Genomic DNA, 15,550 nt, shown 5'->3' on the forward strand with positions numbered 1-15,550 from the left:
GGGTAGGATTTGTCTGGTGAAAAATATATCTTAACAGGCACGCACTTAACCAGATACACCATGGAAACAAGACCAAGACGATACATGGGCATGGGCTACCGCCTGACGCACATGCCCTGGTGGGCCTACGTGCTGGTAATCATAGGCGTCTATCTGCTGGGTTGGGTAATGCGCCTGACGGGCATCATCCCCGGTCACTAGTCTTTACCACAAAACGAACCCAGGAGCGGGTTCCCGGTAGCGTAACGCACCGCCCGGCTAGAAACCGGCGCAGCGTTGCTGTTCCTGCCGTTACGCGAAAGCTGCGGAGCCCGTTTCCTGTCGTACCTGGTCGGAGCACGGACTACAGCACGGCGCGCGTTACCAGGCGGCGCCAATCCGGAAACCCAGCGGAATGTAGCTTCCCTCATGGCCATAGTCGCTCATGCCACTCGCGTAACGGGGCCCGTTTACGGTAGAGCGGGAGGATGCCTTGCGCAGCCCTATGCCAATGAAAGCGTCAATAAAAAGAGGTGTGCGGGGCAAAAATGCTTGGGTGCCCACCACGGCGCATATCCCGTACCGGTCAATTACCTCAGTTTGGGGGCGCAAACGGTACTCGTAGTAGGTGAGGCCGTTGGCTGCCAGTTCCGGCGCCCAACTGCGACTCTCGAACGCCAAACGAAAATGCTGGTAACTCGGGCCGTAGGCTACGTAAAAGCCCTCGACCCCAGCGGTTTGCTCACCCAGGTAGATGCGGTGCTGCACCTCCAGGCCGTAGCCACGCACCCGGTCCTGTGGTCCCTCACTCAGGTCGGAAGTGAAGTCGGAAACGGGACCGTAATAGAGTTGGGGTGTAACTACCCACGCGTTGCGGGAGGTAGGCCCCCACATTTTCTCCCCACTAATATGAAACCCTCCGGCTGCCACAGGAGTCATGCCTAACTTTACGCTGTGCAGCCGCGCCGGCTGGCCCGGTGCCCCCGACTGGGCCGCTGCCATAGTGCTCAGGCGCAGCAGCCCCGCACCCAGTACTCCCCACATAAGCAAGCCGCGCATTAGTTGGTCGGGATAATGGGTAGGTGGCTCAGACGGGTGAGCGTGCTGCCGCTGTAGCGGTATTGGTACAGCCCGCCGGGCCCAATGGCTAGCAGCAGCCCACGGTGCGGAATAACGTCGGACACGCTGACGTTAAACGTTTGCGGGGACGGTAGCACCGGCGCCGTGCGGGTGCTGAACACTTTCAGTTGGTCTTTATCGCACACGAATAGCAACGTACTATCCACGCCCAATCCCAACGGGTGCGTCATGGGGTAGGACTGGGCCAGACGTGGGGCGCGTAGGTTGTTCAGGTCGATAACCTGGAGCTGGTTGGGGCCACCCCCGCAGGTGCGGCCGTCGCGCAAGGTTACGTAAGCATACCGGTCGTCCACTACCACTGGGTCGCAGCTGATAACGTGCTGGTAGAAAGCGAGCTGCTGGGGCTGGGCCGGCTGGCTGGCATCGAAGATGTACATGCCCCGCTGGGTGCCCAGAAATAGGTAGGGCGCGCGCGGGTAGATGGTTTCAATGCCAAAACCCAGAGGCACTACCGTGCTGCGGACCGGGGTAGTGGGCGTGGTCAGGTCGAAGAGACGCAGGCTCTGGTTGTCGACGACGTAGAGCGTGTTGTTGAGCACGGTAAAGCGGGCCAGGGACCCACCTTTGCCGTCGCCCCCGTCGGCGCTAGTGGGGCTGGCGTCGTTCTGCGCCGAGCATCCGCTCAACGCTAAGCCGAAAATGCCGGCCAGGGCAGTAGATATAAGAGTAGAAAGTAGACGCATAGTGGCAGAGAAAATAGGATTATAGCTTCTGCCAGCCGACGACTACGGCATCGGCGGGACGGTTTTTTACCTGGTATTCAGCGGGTACCTGGGCGGTTTCGGGCATGGGTAGCTCCGGCACGGCCTCGCGCACGCGGTGGAGCAAGCGGGCAGCTCGCACGTTGGCAAGGTCGAAGGTGAGCAGGTCCGGGCCGCTGTCGGCGTACAGCAAATTGCCTTTCATGGCCACGTCCACGTTACCCGGAATACGCAAAAAGGCTACCGGCTGAGGACGGCTGGGGTCGTGGTTGTCGATAATGTGCACTCCCTGATACTGCTCATTAATAAGGATGTACGGGTCGCGCAGATAGATTTTGCCGGTATTGTGCATTTCCTGGGGCGGCAGCACGGCCACGGCTTGCTCCAGCTGAGTTCGGGCCATCAGCAGGGGCTTATAGGAGGGGAGCGGCACCCGGTCAATCGGCTCCACCATGGGGCAGGCCGTAAGACTCAGCAGAAACGTGCCGCCTACTAGGAGGGAGTACAGTTGGCGCATAGCAAACAGTAAAGAGTGGGTAACGGCAAGAGTATTCCCACCCGCGAAATGGTTGCACTGCAACGCAAGAATAGCAACTTCAATAGCCCCGCCGCAAATCCACCTGATTCTCTAGGGGCTGCTGCTGGCGTAGGTGGTCAAGGTTGCGTAGGAACACGTCCACTTTACCCTCATCTTCGCCGGGCTGACCGCCGCCACTATGCTGCGTGAGCAGCACGCGCGGCAAATCCCAAAGGGGATTGTTGGTAGGCAGCGGTTCTTGGGCCGTTACATCCAGCACAGCACCCCCGAGCCGGCCCGCTCGCAGGGCGGCAATTAGGGCGGGCTCATCGGTGGTGTTGCCGCGGCCTACGCTGGCGTAGAGGGCCTCCGGGGGCATGGTAGCAATCAGGTCAGCGGAGAAAAACCCCTCGGCACTACCCGGCAAGCAATTCACCACTATGTCGGTAGTGGGCAAAGCAGCGCGCAGTTCTTCCTTGGAATGCAGGTGGGCCTGCGGATCGGTGCGAGCCAGAAACTGCACGGCGCACCCGAAACCTGTGAGTTGTTGAGCCACGGCTTGCCCAATGGCGCCGCTACCCAGAATGAGGACGCGCTTGCCGCGGAGTAACCCTAGCTTCGGGCGCAAGGGGCCACCTATCCACTGTTTCTGGTCCTGTAATACTGCCAGCTCGGGCACGTAGCGCAGCAGCCCTAATAGGCCCGCTACCATTGTTTCGGCGCAGGGCCAGGCGAAAAAGTCGCCCATGTTAGCAACCGGGCAGCTAAGCTGCAGCTGTTGATACCGCTCAATTCCGGCCGAATCAATCTGCCAGAACCGGAGCCGGGATGGTGCGGGCGTCAGCCATGCGGCCGGTGGGTTGCCTAGCAGTACGTCCGCCGCCTGCAATTCTTCCTGTTGGGCCGAGGCGGCCAGTTCAGAGCGGAAGGAAACGGTAACATCTGGGGGCAGTTGCGCCAGCAGGCGAGCTTGCGCTTCGGGGTTCAGGTCAGAATAAACGAATACGTGCATAGTAGCCATACTCGCTAACTCCGCTCGGGGGTTGCACGCGGAGGGGCTGGTAGCTGATTGGTACGGTGCCAGCGTAGGCGGCTGGCCTGCCCACAAAAAAGCCCCGAATCGGGTGATTCGGGACTTTGTAAGGTTGCTACAGCAACATTGTCATTAGTCTCTACGCGAGTATTGGTCGTAGCGAACGGGGTCTTTTTTCTTGTCTTTCTTACGACCGATAATGCCGCCGGCCGCTGCTCCGGCCACGCCGCCTAGTACGGCACCTTTGCCGCCGCCGATTACGGCTCCGGTTACAGCTCCGGCGCCACCGCCAATGGCGGCACCCTTAGCTTTTTTGCTCCAGGTTTTTCTGGGAGTGGTCTGCGCCTCGGCAGTTGACGTTACCACAGTGCTTTCCATCACGAAAAGGGCCGAAAGCATGGCCGCATATAGCTTGAACGTTTTCATGGTCAGTATGATAAATCCTGAATGGATGAATTTTAGCTTTATAACGAAGCACTAAAACCCGGGTTTCATACTGGATGAAATTTTACACAATTAGGTATTGTATAGTATATAAAAAGCTATATGCAGTAACCGTAAAAAAATACCCCCGAACCGACGGTCCGGGGGTAGTGTACGCGACGAAAAGCAGCGCTTACCGAACGTCGGCCTTGGTATTTTCCGCGGCGGGCGTGGTGCTGGCTTTCTTCACGTAGGTGTCAAGCCAGATATTCATCTCCCACAGCATGTGCATGATGGACTCGCGGGCCGCGTAGCCGTGCGACTCGGCAGGTAGCACCACGTAGCGCACGGTAGCGCCGTGGCCCTTCAGGGCGTTATAGAACCGCTCACTCTGAATGGGGAAGGTGCCGGAGTTGTTGTCCGCCTCCCCGTGAATCAGCAGAATAGGGGTTTTGATCTTGTCAGCAAAGTTGAAAGGCGACATAGTGTTGTACACCTCCGGGGCCTGCCAGTAAGTCCGCTCCTCGCCCTGGAACCCGAAGGGCGTCAGGGTGCGGTTATAAGCGCCGCTCCGGGCAATACCCGCCTTAAACAAGTTGGTGTGAGCCAGCAAATTGGCCGTCATGAACGCTCCGTAGCTGTGGCCCATTACGGCCACCCGCTTGGGGTCCACCACACCCAGGCGCTGCCCTTCGTCGATGGCCGCCTTAGCCGAAGCCGTGAGCTGCTCCACATAGGTGTCATTGGGCTCCTTCGTGCCTTCGCCCACGATTGGAATGCTAGTGCCTTGCAGCACGGCGTAGCCCTGGGTTACCCAGTACACCGGCGAGCCCCAGTTCAAACGGGCAAAAGTGTAGGGCGAGCCTTTTACCTGGCTGGCGTCCTTCTTGTCCTTGAACTCTACCGGATAGGCCTCCATCAGGGTCGGCAGCGGGCCGTCTTCCTTCTTGTAGTTCGGGGGCAGGTAGAGGTTGGCCGTCAGCTCTACCCCGTCGGCGCGCTTGTACTTCAGCACTTGCTTCTGCAAGTTGCCGAGGCTAGCGTAGGGATTCGGGAATTTGGTAAGCGGGGTAAGCTTCAGGCTTGGGGCGTCGCGCAGGAAGTAGTTCGGTGACTCCTGAGCTGACTCCCGCCGGGTTACAAACGTGCGCTTGCCGGGGTCCAAAATCGTGACGGGCATCTCGTAATAAGGCGCCTCAGAACGCCACCACCGGGCGCTCTTCTTCGTTCGCACGTTTAGCTCGTCGATAAACGGCCGGTCGCCCTCGGGTGAGGCACCCGCCCCAATGAAGTACACCACGTCGCCGGCTCCATCGGTAGTCAGTACCTGACGGCCCTGGCTGTTGCGGTGCAAGTACGGGGTGCCTGGGTCGGTGTAGGTGTCCTGGGAAGAACGCTCGAACAGGGGCGTGAGCGAGGTTTTGGTGGCCAAGTCCAGGGTCCAGGTGGTTTCCTTGCGGTCAGCCCACCGGTAGCCTTCTACCAGGGCCAGCTTGTCGGTACCCCAGTGAATGTTGCGGAAGCGCAGGGGCAGGGCCGCTAACTCCTGGGGCTGCCCGTCGAAGGGGGCCAGCAGGGCGAAAAGCTTGTCACGTACCGGAGCTTCGGTTTTGGGGTTGCCGCCATCCTGAGCTTCCACCCAGAACACGGTATTGGGGGCATCCTCGCGCCAGCCAAACTGACGGCGCCCGGTAGGCACGGCGTCAAAGCTGGTAGGCACGTTATCGGCCAAGGGCAGCTCGGCTAGCTCCTTTACTACCAGCCCTTCTAAATTCAGTACTTCCACCCGCTGCGGGAAGCTGCTTACGGGCAGGGTGTAGGAGTAAGGACGGTGGCGGGTGCGCACTAGCACGTAGCGGCCATTCGGGGAAGGCACGGCCTGCTGAATCATGCCGGGCTGACCCAGCGGCGCCATGCGGCCATCAAGGCCCACCTTTACTACCTGAGACAGGGCAAAGTAATCAAACAACCGCTCGTCGGTCGGGCTTTTCAGTAAATCCTGGTAGGTGCGGGCGGCGGCAGTGCGGCCGATGTTCTGCTGAATAGCCGGGCCTTTGGGTACTTCAGTGGCGCTGGGAGCCTCCCCCCGGCCGCCTACCACCGCGCGGGCAATGATGGTTTTGTTGTCAGAAACCCACTCGAACGGGGTGCCGAAAACGCTGTTCAAAAACAGATTGGGCACCAGCCGGGCCGAGGCCGAAGCTACATCCGCAATCCACAGCTCCACGTGGTTGCTGGTGGTGTGGGTGAAGGCAATTTTGGTGTTGTCCGGCGACCATTGCACGTCGCTGATGCGGGCGTTGGCGGGCAGGCCCGTAACCAGCAGTTCCTTGCCATCGGGTAGCTTGCGCAAGCGCAGGGAAGAAACGTAGGCCGCCCGGCTGGGGCCGTTGGTGCGCGGGTTGATGCGCAAGCCCGCTAGACGCAGTTCCGGCTGGCTTAGCTCGGCAATAGACGGCATGTCGCGCACATCCATTAGCAGCATCCACTGCCCGTTGGAGGCAAAGCTAACCCGCGGGGTAGGGGCAGCATCGGCCAACGCGGCAATGGCCCTGGGGGGCGTTTGGTACGGCAAGTCTTGCGCCGTAGCCAGGCTCAGTGTGCTCACGCACAAGGCCAGGGTGAGTCGAAATATTTTCATAGAAAGAGGTAAGCAACAGAAAATTACTACAAAGGACGGTACAATCCGGCAGATTTTCTAAAGGATGTACAACTCCTTGCCTCATTACCACGTAGCGCCGAGCTTTCTTATTCGGCCGCAAACAAGAAAGCCCCCACCCAAGGGCAGAGGCTTTGTTCGTGCAGTGCGCATTTTTAGGGAATGCGCTGGCTTCTAAAGGCTTAGTGATTGATGGGCGCTTCAATCAGGACAAAGTGACTAGCGGCTTCCACTTTAATAGCCACCAAGTCAGTTTCCCACAGCCCAATGCTTTCCCGTGCGGCTATGGTCTGTCCATTTACGGTGAGCTGGCCTTCCATTACGAATACAAACACGCACTTATTCACCGGGTTCAGGCGGTACTCCAGGTGCTGTCCAGCGTCGTAAAACCCTAGGCTGAGCCGGGCGTTCTGGTTAATCCAGCAGTGGGCGGTGCCTTCCTCGTTGCTGACAATGGTAGTGAGCTGGTTACGACGTTTTTCGCGGGGGAAGGAGCGGCGCTGGTAGCGGGGCGTCACGTTCTGAAGCTTGGGCTCAATCCAGATCTGCAGAAAATTCACTTGGTCCTCGCCAATGTTGTGCTCCTCGTGGCGCAGGCCGCTGCCGGCGCTCATAATCTGCACCGAGTCGGGGCCTACCTCCTCGGAGTAACCCAACGAGTCTTTGTGGTTCATGCGCCCGGCCAGCATCACGGAAATGATTTCCATATTGGCGTGAGCATGCAGCCCGAAGCCGTTGCCAGGCTGCACAAAGTCATCGTTGAATACTCGCAGCAGCCCGAAGCCAGCACGCTCGGGGTTGGCGTAGGGGCCGAAGCTCAAGGAAAAATGGCTTTGCAGCCATCCAATGTCTTTCAGGCCGCGGTCGGCGGCTCGGGTGAGGCGAAAGGGCATAACGTTAGGCGGGTAGGCTTTCGTGGAACACAATTTCACTGAGCGACTTGCGCTGGCGCGGGGCTTTTTCCCGGCTCAAAAAGGGCTCCTCCAACTGCTCGGCCGCTCCCATGTAGCCTAGGGCAATGAACGTCACGGGCTGCAAACTCTCCGGAAGCTGAAAGGCCTCCCGAGTTTTGGCCGCGTCAAAGCCGCCCATGAAGTGGCCGTGCAGGCCCAGGGCAGTAGCCTCCAGAATAAGGTTGGCGTTGGCCAGGCCCAGGTCGTGGAGGGCGGCGCCGTTGGGGTTGCCGTTGTCGTAGTGAGTTTTGGCCAGAGCCAGAATCAGGACGGGCGCATGTTGGGCCCAGGGCTGGTTGCCCGGCAGCAGGCAGTCCACCATCTTCTGGAAGGTCTCCTGATTGGCGTGATGGGCGTAGATGTAGCGCCAGGGCTGCTCGTTCATGGCGCTGGCGGCCCAAGAGGCGGCTTCAAACACCTGCTGAAGCGTTTCCGGGGCCACGGGGTAGCTGGCAAAGGCCCGCGGGCTCCAGCGTTTGCGGATGGTTTCCTGCACGGGGAAAGTAGTGGGGGCGTGTTTCATGGTAGCTAGTAAACCGTACTTCCCGCCATTGTTTAGGCCGAGGCAAAACAAAGAGCGGGAAGTAGGCAAAAACAGGTGTGTAGCAGTGAATGTAGAACGAGCACGCCGACCCCCAACGGGGAGTCGGCAGACGCCGCTGTTTTGTTGGTGAAGCCTACGCGCCGGCCCGCCGGAATGATGCAGGCCTCTGCGTGGCTTTACAGCGTCATGGGTACTTCCATCAGCAGCAGACGGGTAGTAGAGTCAGCCTGTACTGTGAAAGAATCCGTGTCCCAGATGCCGAATCCGTCGCGGCGGTGCAAGGCCTGCCCGCCTACCGTGGCGTCGCCTTCCAGCACGAACACGTACACGCCGTTACCGGGCTTTTTCACTTGATACGCAGCGGCAAAACCCGCATCGAAATCAGCCAAGTGAAACCAGGCGTCTTGGTGAATCCACACGCCTGCGTCGTCGGGGTTCGGCGACAACACTTGCTGGAAGCGGTTGTGGCGGTCCTCGACCCGGAAGGTCTGCTGGTCGTAGCGCGGGGTAACGTTGCGCTTGTTCGGGAACACCCAAATCTGCAGAAACTTCACTTCCTCCTGCCGGCTGTGGTTTTTCTCGCTGTGGGCAATGCCCGTGCCGGCGCTCATCACCTGCACGTCGCCGCTCCGGATAATGCCGTGGTTGCCGGCGCTGTCCTTGTGCTCCAGCGTGCCAGACAGAGGAATACTAATGATTTCCATGTTGTCGTGGGGATGGGTGCCGAAGCCCATGCCGCCCGCCACGGTGTCATCATTGAGCACGCGCAGCACCCCAAAATGCACCCGCTCCGGGTTCTGGTACCCCGCAAAGCTGAATGTGTGGTAGGAAGTAAGCCAGCCGTGGCTAGCGTGGCCCCGGGAGGCGGCCGTATGAAGCAAGGTCTGCATGGTAAGTAAAGGAGTAAAGTGAATCGAAACGCACAATCATATGTACATACATGGATTGTGTGTCAAAGATTCACCTCTTACTATACTTTTGCAAGTAGGCACACACCTGTATATTAATATCCTTATTGTAACCTTTGCTGAAAATCAAGCAGATACCATGGCTACTCGCGCAAAAGAATTTCCGCAGTGCGCATTCCGCCAGACGCTGGATGTGCTGGAGGGCAAATGGAAGTTTGCCATCATCGACAGTTTGCTTCAGCACGAGGTGTTGCGTTTCAAGGAGTTGGAGCGCGACGTCGCCGGCATTACGGCCCGCATGCTGGTGAAGGAGCTGAAGCTGCTGGAGGCCCACGGCATTGTACGGCGTCAGCCCTACGCCACCGTGCCACCCACCGTAGAATACTCCCTCACCGACTGCGGACGAAGCCTGCACCCCGTCATCGAGGCCATCCGGACCTGGGGCGAACAGAACAAGGCCGTGCTGCGGGCTGCCTAGCAGGGTAGGGTGTTGCTTTCTTGATTCTCGCCCATGCACCTGCCTAATTTTCCAGTTGTTTCGCGGTTGGCGCCTACCCCTAGCGGGTTTCTGCACCTGGGCAACGCCATCAACTTCACCCTGACCTGGCTGCTCACCCGCCAGGCCGGCGGCACCCTGCACCTCCGCATTGATGATCTAGACCGGGCCCGGTTCCGGCCCGCCTATCTCGACAATATCTTCCGTACTCTGGAGTGGCTGGGCCTCTACTATGACCACGGCCCCACGGGCCCCGATGACTTCGAGCGGTATTTCTCACAGCGTCATTTTCTGGCCGACTACGAGGCCGTGTTGCAGGCCGCTCAACAGGCCCACCCCGCCGTGTTCTACGCCTGCCGCTGCTCCCGCTCCGAACTCGCCCGCCTGGCCTTACCCGACGGCCGCTACCCTGGCACCTGCCAGCATCAGCCACTACCCCTTACAAGGCCCAACACGGCTTGGCGGGCCCACGTACCCACGCCTACCCCCGTCCACTTCCCCGATGGGCTACAAGGCCCAGTGTCACTCCGGCTGGACGAAAGCCTGGGCGACTTTGTGGTGCGCAAAAAGGATGGCGCGGCCGCCTACCAGGTCGCCTCCGTCGTGGACGATGTGCGCCTGGGTACTACGCTTATCATCCGAGGGCTAGACCTGCTGCCTAGCACCGCGGCCCAACTCTGGCTAACGCAATATCTGCCTGGGCAAGAAAGCTTCGCGGCAACTCAGTTTGTCCACCACGGCCTAGTCCTGAACGCAGCCGGTCAGAAATTATCTAAATCAACCCAAGCCGGAGAGCAGCGCGGAGTGATGGAGGAAGTAGGAACTCCGCAAGTAGTATACCAGGCAGTAGCGCAGTTACTGGCTCTACCCGCAGCAGCTGGGGAGTCATTGCTTTCTATGTTACATGAGTTACAACTTTAACTCTACAATACCTTATCAGCAGTAATGCGTTGGTGATTGGATAGTTGGGTTAATAAAAAAAGCCTGACTGGAGTCAGTCAGGCTTTTTTGCAATTGTACTCTTAAGGGTTAGTAACCAGGGTTCTGCTGGCTAGCTAGTGTTGGGTTGTTAGCCACTTCAATAGCCGGGATGGGCCACAGGAACAGACTGCTACTATATGGTACAGCGGTTACCGAGGGCGTTGCTAGAACAGTAGTATTGTTGCAGGCATAACGAGCCAGGGTTACCTGACCTGAAACCAAGCCGCTAAATTTAGCAGGGATGCCTCCCGGGCTGTAAGCAGGATCTGGCGACAGGCGGGAAATGTCTCCCCAGCGCTTGCCTTCACCCACGAACTCAATGCGGCGCTCGTTGAGGATAGCACGCACCAACGCAGCACCAGTGAGCGAGCCAGCAGCATACTGGTCAGCAGCAGTGGTAACCGAACGGTTACGAACGGCATTGAGCAGTTGCAAGGCTAGTGCATCGTTAGTACCAGCGCGAGCAATAGCCTCAGCTTGATTCAACAGCACCTCAGCGTAACGGATGATGGGCGCAAAGTCAGAGCTAGTGGCTGCGTCAGTGTACTTGCGGAGCACGTAGGCCGGACGGACTCCGTCTTGCTGCATCATCACCGTACGGCGTAGGTCGCCGCAGGTGAAGAAAGGAGCGTTGTACAGATTGGGGCTTACTGCCAGTAGTGCCCGACCGTTGATACCTCCGTTTGCAGGGCTGGCCGACGAGCCATAAACGTTTGCTAACGCGCCATTCACCCCCGGGTTGTCATTGTTACTGTTTTCGACGGAGAATATATTTTCGGCTGTTACACCAGTTAGACCTGGGAAAGCAGCCCTTTGAGTCGCGGCCAATGCATAACTACCAATTGGGCTGGTAAAAGGAGCTGTAGTGCCCGAAATTAGCTTGTTGCCTTCGGCAGCAGCAGCAGTCCAATTGGCTTGGTGTAGACGCAGACGCTGCTTAAGGGCAATAACCGCGCCTTTAGTAGCACGTGTTACGGATGGAGCCGTTGCTCCAGTGATGGAGCGAGTAGCGGGTAGGCTGTTTTCTGCAAAATCTAGGTCAGCCAACATCTTGGTATAAACATCGGCCACTGTACCCCGGCCTACTTCACGACCGGCATTTACGCCAGCAATGGTGTTGGCTGCTACATCGCGGTAGGGCACGCCCGGTTTAGATCCGTTGTTGTCAGTATAAGGCCGTGAAAAATGGATGACCAACTCGTGGTGCGAGAGGGCTCGTAAGAAACGCAACTCTCCTTCATACACTTGAGCTACCGCTGCAGTAATAACTCCAGCAGCGGCGGCTTGACGTACTCCTTCGAGCGTTACGTTGGCTTGGTTGATTACTGCATAACAGTTCGACCACATATTCACAACGTTCGGGCTAGAAGGAGTAATCTGATTCTGAAATACCAGACCAAAGAAACCTGCCATATCCGAAACGTCCTCTCCGCGGGCATCATCTAATGCGTTAGTAGCGGCCCCAAAAGGATAGCCCCGTACGGCCAGTCCACTACCGTTTAGCGGATCGTAAAAACCCGACTGAGCAGCGTTATATACCCCAGCTACAGCTAATGCAATGCGGGCAGGGTCATTGTAAACAGCGGCTTCAGACAGCTGGTTTTGAGGTTGTAAGTCTGTAACCTCACACGAACTGAAACCTAGAGTAGAAAGAAAGGCCAACGCTAGTACGCGCTGACGGTTAGGAGCAAACACAGTTAGAAAATTTTTCATGGTTGCAGCGAAAGCGAGGAATTAGAAGGCAACGTTTATACCGCCCGTGAACACTCGCTGTTGGGGGTTACTGTTATAGTCAACACCAATTTGAGTGTTGGTGGTGAAGTTGGTGTTCACCTCTGGATCTACTCCTTTGTACTTAGTAAAGGTGGCCACGTTCTGGGCTTGTACGAAGATGCGTACTCGGCTCAGGTTAATGGGGGTAATAAAACGGGTAGGAATGCTGTAGCCCAACGTGATATTTTGCAGACGAACAAAGTCACCGCTTTCCACAAAACGCGTCGAAGCGTTGTTGTCTTGATTTACGAAAGCGCTGGTGCCGGACGCAATGCGCGGCGTCTGTCCATCACCTGGGTTTTCTGGCGACTGCCAACGGCCTAAGATCTCGGTACCATTGTTTAAGAAGTCGGTGCGCAGCAATTGCTGACGCGTTACGTTCATGATTTTGTTACCAAAATTGTAGCGGAAGAACACGTCCAGGTCAAAACCCATGTACGATACGGTGTTACCGAATCCCCCAAATATTTTTGGGTTGGTCTGCCCCAGAATTTTCTTATCTGCAACTGTCAGTGTTCTCTCATTAGCCGCCACGAGGGCGGCACCCGGATTAGCTGCATCATAGAGGTAATAGCGACCTTGGGTGGCACCCGAAGCGGCCGTGCTACCTTGCACTAGCGTTGCCCCATCAGCTTTGCGGTAGATTGGGTTACCGTTGGCTTGGTTTACCCCAACATATTCGAAACCGAATAGAGCGCCGATTGATTCGCCTACGCGCGTAATGTTGTAAGTCTCAATGATATCCTCGTTATTATTGAGGGCCGTGATTTCATTTTTATTAGTGGACAAGTTAAAGTTGGTTGTCCAGCTAAAATTATCCTTGCGAATATTTTCCGTCGTTAGGGTAAACTCTAAACCTCTGTTATACAGGGAGCCGATGTTATCGCTGTAGCGGTTGTTGGGTACCCCAATCGACAATGGCGTCCGCACGCCTAGAATCAGGTCGTCAACGTTATTCTTGTAGTAGTCAACGGTGAAGTTCACCCGTCCACCAAAGAAACCTAAGTCAACACCGAAGTCGGTTTTCTTTGACGTCTCCCATTTCAACTGATCATTGCCGAAACGACCGTAGGCAATACCAGCTTGCGAGGCGTACTGTGCCGGCGAGTAAGCGCCTACGTAAGGGAAGTTGCCGATGTCAACGTTACCTACCCGGGCATACGACGCCCGCAGTTTGAAATCCGTCAGTGTGCTCGACAGGCCTAGGCCTTTGAAAAAGGGTTCCTCCGAAATACGCCAGCCGATAGAACCGCCTGGGAACAAGCCTCGGCGGTTGGCAGCCGGTAGGGAAGACAAGGCGTCTGAACGGAGCGTAAAGCTTAACAGATACCGATCTTTGAGTGAGTAGTTTAAACGGCCGAAGTACGACTGCAGTCCATTCTCCTGGAAATCACCACCAAGGCTAGGAGTAGCCAGCGTAGAGCTAATGATGCCATTTTCACCCAACGTACGGTCTGAAATACCCGTACCGTTGGCAGAGAAATAAGAGGTAGTGGTCTTTTGATATTCAGCACCTACTACCGCATTGATTTTGTGGTTTTCGCCGATGACATTGCTGTAAGTGGCCGTATTAACCCAGTTCCAGCGGATGCTAGGACCGAACAGTTGATATACTGAGCCATTAACGCCCCGCCCGTCGCCTTGGCGCGGATCTAGGTACTGGAAGTCATCCTGCAACTGAGAGTCGGTGCTCAGCGTGGTGCGCAACCGTACGTTCTTCACGGGCTCCACTTCCAAGTAGCCACTACCCAGAATGCGGTAACTGACGGAGCGGTATATGTTATTCTCCAGCGGGAAAATAATGTTTGGGTAGTTAAAAGCAATACCGGAAGTATTGTTACCCTGGCCGATAATACCCGCGGCATTCACATAAGCGGTACCATCAGGATTGCGGGCTGGCACGTTCGGGAAAAGAGCCAAGGCCCCGGCTACGTTGCCAGAAAGACCATTTACGCTTGTGTTCAAGCCGAAAGTACGAGTACGAGTTAGACCTAAGCTAAGGCCCACACGCAGCCACTTCTTTACCTCCGTATCAATGTTAGAGCGGAAGCTCAGACGCTGTAATTCGTTGCTCTTAATTACTCCTTTTTGATCGGTAAAACCGCCCGAAAAGTAGTAGTTAGTCTTTGCCGAAGCGCCTGATACTGAGACTACGTGGTTTTGTTGGAAGCCCGTGCGAAAGATTTCGTCTTGCCAATCCGTTTCTACCAAATTACCATTCTCAAATAAAGGGGCTGCAATAGTTCCAGCACCACCAGCATTACGGTCCTTCTCGTTACTGATAGTGATGAAATCCTGGGCACCGAGTACGTCGTAACGCTTCAGTGTTCTAGCAACACCCAAGTAGGTATCGTAGGTAACTACCGCTTTGCCTTCACGGCCGCGCTTAGTAGTAATCAGGATTACCCCGTTGGCAGCACGCGAGCCATAAATTGCAGTAGCTGAGCCGTCCTTCAGAACCTCATAAGATTCAATATCCGAAGGGTTAATATCAGCCAAAGGGTTTGAGCCGTTAGCAAAGGCGCTAGTATTACCCGTGAAAATCGGCTGACCATCCACAACAACCAGCGGATATGAACCCGAGGAAATAGAGTTGGTTCCTCGAATTTGGATGCGAGGCTGTTGCCCAAGCAAGCCCGAAGGAGTCTGTACGTTAACACCGGCTGAGCGCCCCGCCAACTGCTGAGCAAAGCTGGGGGTAGCCAAGTTGGCAATAGCCTCACCTTGTACTGTGGTGATAGAGCCCGTTAAATCACGGCGCTCCTGCGTGCCATAGCCCGTAACTACTACCTCGCTCAGAGCTTTCGTGTCAGAGGCCAGACCAATGTTTAGGGAGTTGTCAGATCCAATGGCCCGTTCCAGGGGGACGTAACCAACGGAGGAGAAAACTAGTGTGCCACCATCCGCGGGTACCGTAAGTGTATACGTACCATCAGAGTTAGTAGAAACACCATTTGTGGTGCCTTTAACTAAAACTGTTACTCCCGGCAGACCTTCGCCAGTAGAGCGGTCTGTAACTCGACCAGATAGGCTCCGGGTTTGAGCTACCCCCTGCACAACAACCAGTGCAGCCAGAGGGATACCCATGAGTAATGATTTTCTCATTGAAAGTGGAGTGTTTGAGTGACTATTGCAATGAAGTAAACATTGCGTCTATGTGTCGATAAAAATAGGGTGCTATTGTTAATATTTATGCATCCAACCCAATCTTACTTTATATAATTTAGGGTGATTATTAAAATAGTTATAAATATGAATCGTTCTTTGACAATTTCTTTTGAAGCAAAGAAAATGCGCGAACGACATGTTATAACTAATTCAAACATGGATGGTCTGTGATTTTAAAATCATGCTAAATAGTGTATAATTAGAATAGTTATAAAATTAGTGTTTTAAAAAATTGTACATATTGAATCACGCAAAACAGTTACTAGCACAAAAAC

Annotated in this window: 14 protein-coding genes; 3 read left to right on the forward strand and 11 right to left on the reverse strand. The window is 56.0% G+C overall.

From position 1 onward, the window contains the following. Positions 1-60 precede the first annotated feature (60 nt). Entirely contained in the window at positions 61-201 is a 141-nt protein-coding gene (locus tag MWH26_RS01665; RefSeq protein WP_247975781.1) for a hypothetical protein, read from the forward strand. Between the two features lie 159 nt (positions 202-360). Here MWH26_RS01665 and MWH26_RS01670 read toward each other — a convergent pair whose 3' ends face one another. The 9 genes from MWH26_RS01670 to MWH26_RS01710 all read right to left on the reverse strand — a co-directional run bounded on the left by MWH26_RS01670 (position 361) and on the right by MWH26_RS01710 (position 8,839). Next, positions 361-1,038, reverse strand: a complete 678-nt coding sequence (locus MWH26_RS01670) for a hypothetical protein (protein WP_247975782.1) — start codon at positions 1,036-1,038, stop codon at positions 361-363. Continuing rightward, positions 1,038-1,802, reverse strand: a complete 765-nt coding sequence (locus MWH26_RS01675) for an LVIVD repeat-containing protein (RefSeq protein WP_247975783.1) — start codon at positions 1,800-1,802, stop codon at positions 1,038-1,040. The genes MWH26_RS01670 and MWH26_RS01675 overlap by 1 nt, the downstream gene beginning before the upstream one ends. 19 nt (positions 1,803-1,821) lie before the next feature. Further along, the gene (locus tag MWH26_RS01680) at positions 1,822-2,337 is read right to left on the reverse strand and encodes an LVIVD repeat-containing protein (RefSeq protein ID WP_247975784.1); all 516 of its coding nucleotides are present in this window, start codon (positions 2,335-2,337) and stop codon (positions 1,822-1,824) included. Between the two features lie 79 nt (positions 2,338-2,416). After that, positions 2,417-3,349 (reverse strand): D-2-hydroxyacid dehydrogenase, encoded by a 933-nt coding sequence (locus tag MWH26_RS01685; protein ID WP_247975785.1) that lies wholly within the window; start codon positions 3,347-3,349, stop codon positions 2,417-2,419. A gap of 153 nt (positions 3,350-3,502) precedes the next feature. After that, positions 3,503-3,796, reverse strand: a complete 294-nt coding sequence (locus tag MWH26_RS01690; RefSeq protein WP_247975786.1) for a YMGG-like glycine zipper-containing protein — start codon at positions 3,794-3,796, stop codon at positions 3,503-3,505. Between the two features lie 190 nt (positions 3,797-3,986). Continuing rightward, on the reverse strand, positions 3,987-6,434 hold the full coding sequence (locus MWH26_RS01695) for an alpha/beta hydrolase family protein (protein WP_247975787.1): 2,448 nt from the start codon (positions 6,432-6,434) through the stop codon (positions 3,987-3,989). Between the two features lie 200 nt (positions 6,435-6,634). Next, positions 6,635-7,345, reverse strand: a complete 711-nt coding sequence (locus MWH26_RS01700) for a pirin family protein (protein WP_247975788.1) — start codon at positions 7,343-7,345, stop codon at positions 6,635-6,637. A gap of 4 nt (positions 7,346-7,349) precedes the next feature. Further along, positions 7,350-7,928 (reverse strand): nitroreductase family protein, encoded by a 579-nt coding sequence (locus MWH26_RS01705; protein ID WP_247975789.1) that lies wholly within the window; start codon positions 7,926-7,928, stop codon positions 7,350-7,352. A 197-nt stretch (positions 7,929-8,125) separates the two neighbouring features. Continuing rightward, entirely contained in the window at positions 8,126-8,839 is a 714-nt protein-coding gene (locus tag MWH26_RS01710; protein ID WP_247975790.1) for a pirin family protein, read from the reverse strand. Positions 8,840-8,996: 157 nt separating this feature from the next. Here MWH26_RS01710 and MWH26_RS01715 point away from each other — a divergent pair, with 157 nt between their 5' ends. Further along, complete coding sequence (locus MWH26_RS01715; RefSeq protein WP_247975791.1) at positions 8,997-9,335, forward strand: winged helix-turn-helix transcriptional regulator; 339 nt, start codon at positions 8,997-8,999, stop codon at positions 9,333-9,335. Between the two features lie 33 nt (positions 9,336-9,368). Beyond that, positions 9,369-10,274 carry a glutamate--tRNA ligase family protein gene (locus MWH26_RS01720; RefSeq protein ID WP_247975792.1) on the forward strand — a complete coding sequence of 302 codons (906 nt, stop codon included), beginning with the start codon at positions 9,369-9,371 and terminating at the stop codon, positions 10,272-10,274. A 108-nt stretch (positions 10,275-10,382) separates the two neighbouring features. Here MWH26_RS01720 and MWH26_RS01725 read toward each other — a convergent pair whose 3' ends face one another. After that, a complete protein-coding gene (locus tag MWH26_RS01725) occupies positions 10,383-12,047 on the reverse strand; it encodes a RagB/SusD family nutrient uptake outer membrane protein (protein ID WP_247975793.1) in 1,665 nt (554 codons plus the stop codon). 21 nt (positions 12,048-12,068) lie between these two features. Continuing rightward, positions 12,069-15,212 carry a SusC/RagA family TonB-linked outer membrane protein gene (locus MWH26_RS01730; protein WP_247975794.1) on the reverse strand — a complete coding sequence of 1,048 codons (3,144 nt, stop codon included), beginning with the start codon at positions 15,210-15,212 and terminating at the stop codon, positions 12,069-12,071. Positions 15,213-15,550: the final 338 nt, after the last annotated feature.

Source organism: Hymenobacter sublimis (genome assembly GCF_023101345.1).
GTDB classification, from domain to species: domain Bacteria; phylum Bacteroidota; class Bacteroidia; order Cytophagales; family Hymenobacteraceae; genus Hymenobacter; species Hymenobacter sublimis.

Coding starts and splice junctions, on each gene's coding strand:
- MWH26_RS01700 (WP_247975788.1), bottom strand. CDS start 7,345: ATGCCCTTTCGCCTCACCCGAGCCGCCGACCGCGGCCTGAAAGACATT.
- MWH26_RS01690 (WP_247975786.1), bottom strand. CDS start 3,796: ATGAAAACGTTCAAGCTATATGCGGCCATGCTTTCGGCCCTTTTCGTG.
- MWH26_RS01710 (WP_247975790.1), bottom strand. CDS start 8,839: ATGCAGACCTTGCTTCATACGGCCGCCTCCCGGGGCCACGCTAGCCAC.
- MWH26_RS01730 (WP_247975794.1), bottom strand. CDS start 15,212: ATGAGAAAATCATTACTCATGGGTATCCCTCTGGCTGCACTGGTTGTT.
- MWH26_RS01685 (WP_247975785.1), bottom strand. CDS start 3,349: ATGCACGTATTCGTTTATTCTGACCTGAACCCCGAAGCGCAAGCTCGC.
- MWH26_RS01670 (WP_247975782.1), bottom strand. CDS start 1,038: ATGCGCGGCTTGCTTATGTGGGGAGTACTGGGTGCGGGGCTGCTGCGC.
- MWH26_RS01695 (WP_247975787.1), bottom strand. CDS start 6,434: ATGAAAATATTTCGACTCACCCTGGCCTTGTGCGTGAGCACACTGAGC.
- MWH26_RS01665 (WP_247975781.1), top strand. CDS start 61: ATGGAAACAAGACCAAGACGATACATGGGCATGGGCTACCGCCTGACG.
- MWH26_RS01720 (WP_247975792.1), top strand. CDS start 9,369: ATGCACCTGCCTAATTTTCCAGTTGTTTCGCGGTTGGCGCCTACCCCT.
- MWH26_RS01725 (WP_247975793.1), bottom strand. CDS start 12,047: ATGAAAAATTTTCTAACTGTGTTTGCTCCTAACCGTCAGCGCGTACTA.
- MWH26_RS01705 (WP_247975789.1), bottom strand. CDS start 7,928: ATGAAACACGCCCCCACTACTTTCCCCGTGCAGGAAACCATCCGCAAA.
- MWH26_RS01680 (WP_247975784.1), bottom strand. CDS start 2,337: ATGCGCCAACTGTACTCCCTCCTAGTAGGCGGCACGTTTCTGCTGAGT.
- MWH26_RS01715 (WP_247975791.1), top strand. CDS start 8,997: ATGGCTACTCGCGCAAAAGAATTTCCGCAGTGCGCATTCCGCCAGACG.
- MWH26_RS01675 (WP_247975783.1), bottom strand. CDS start 1,802: ATGCGTCTACTTTCTACTCTTATATCTACTGCCCTGGCCGGCATTTTC.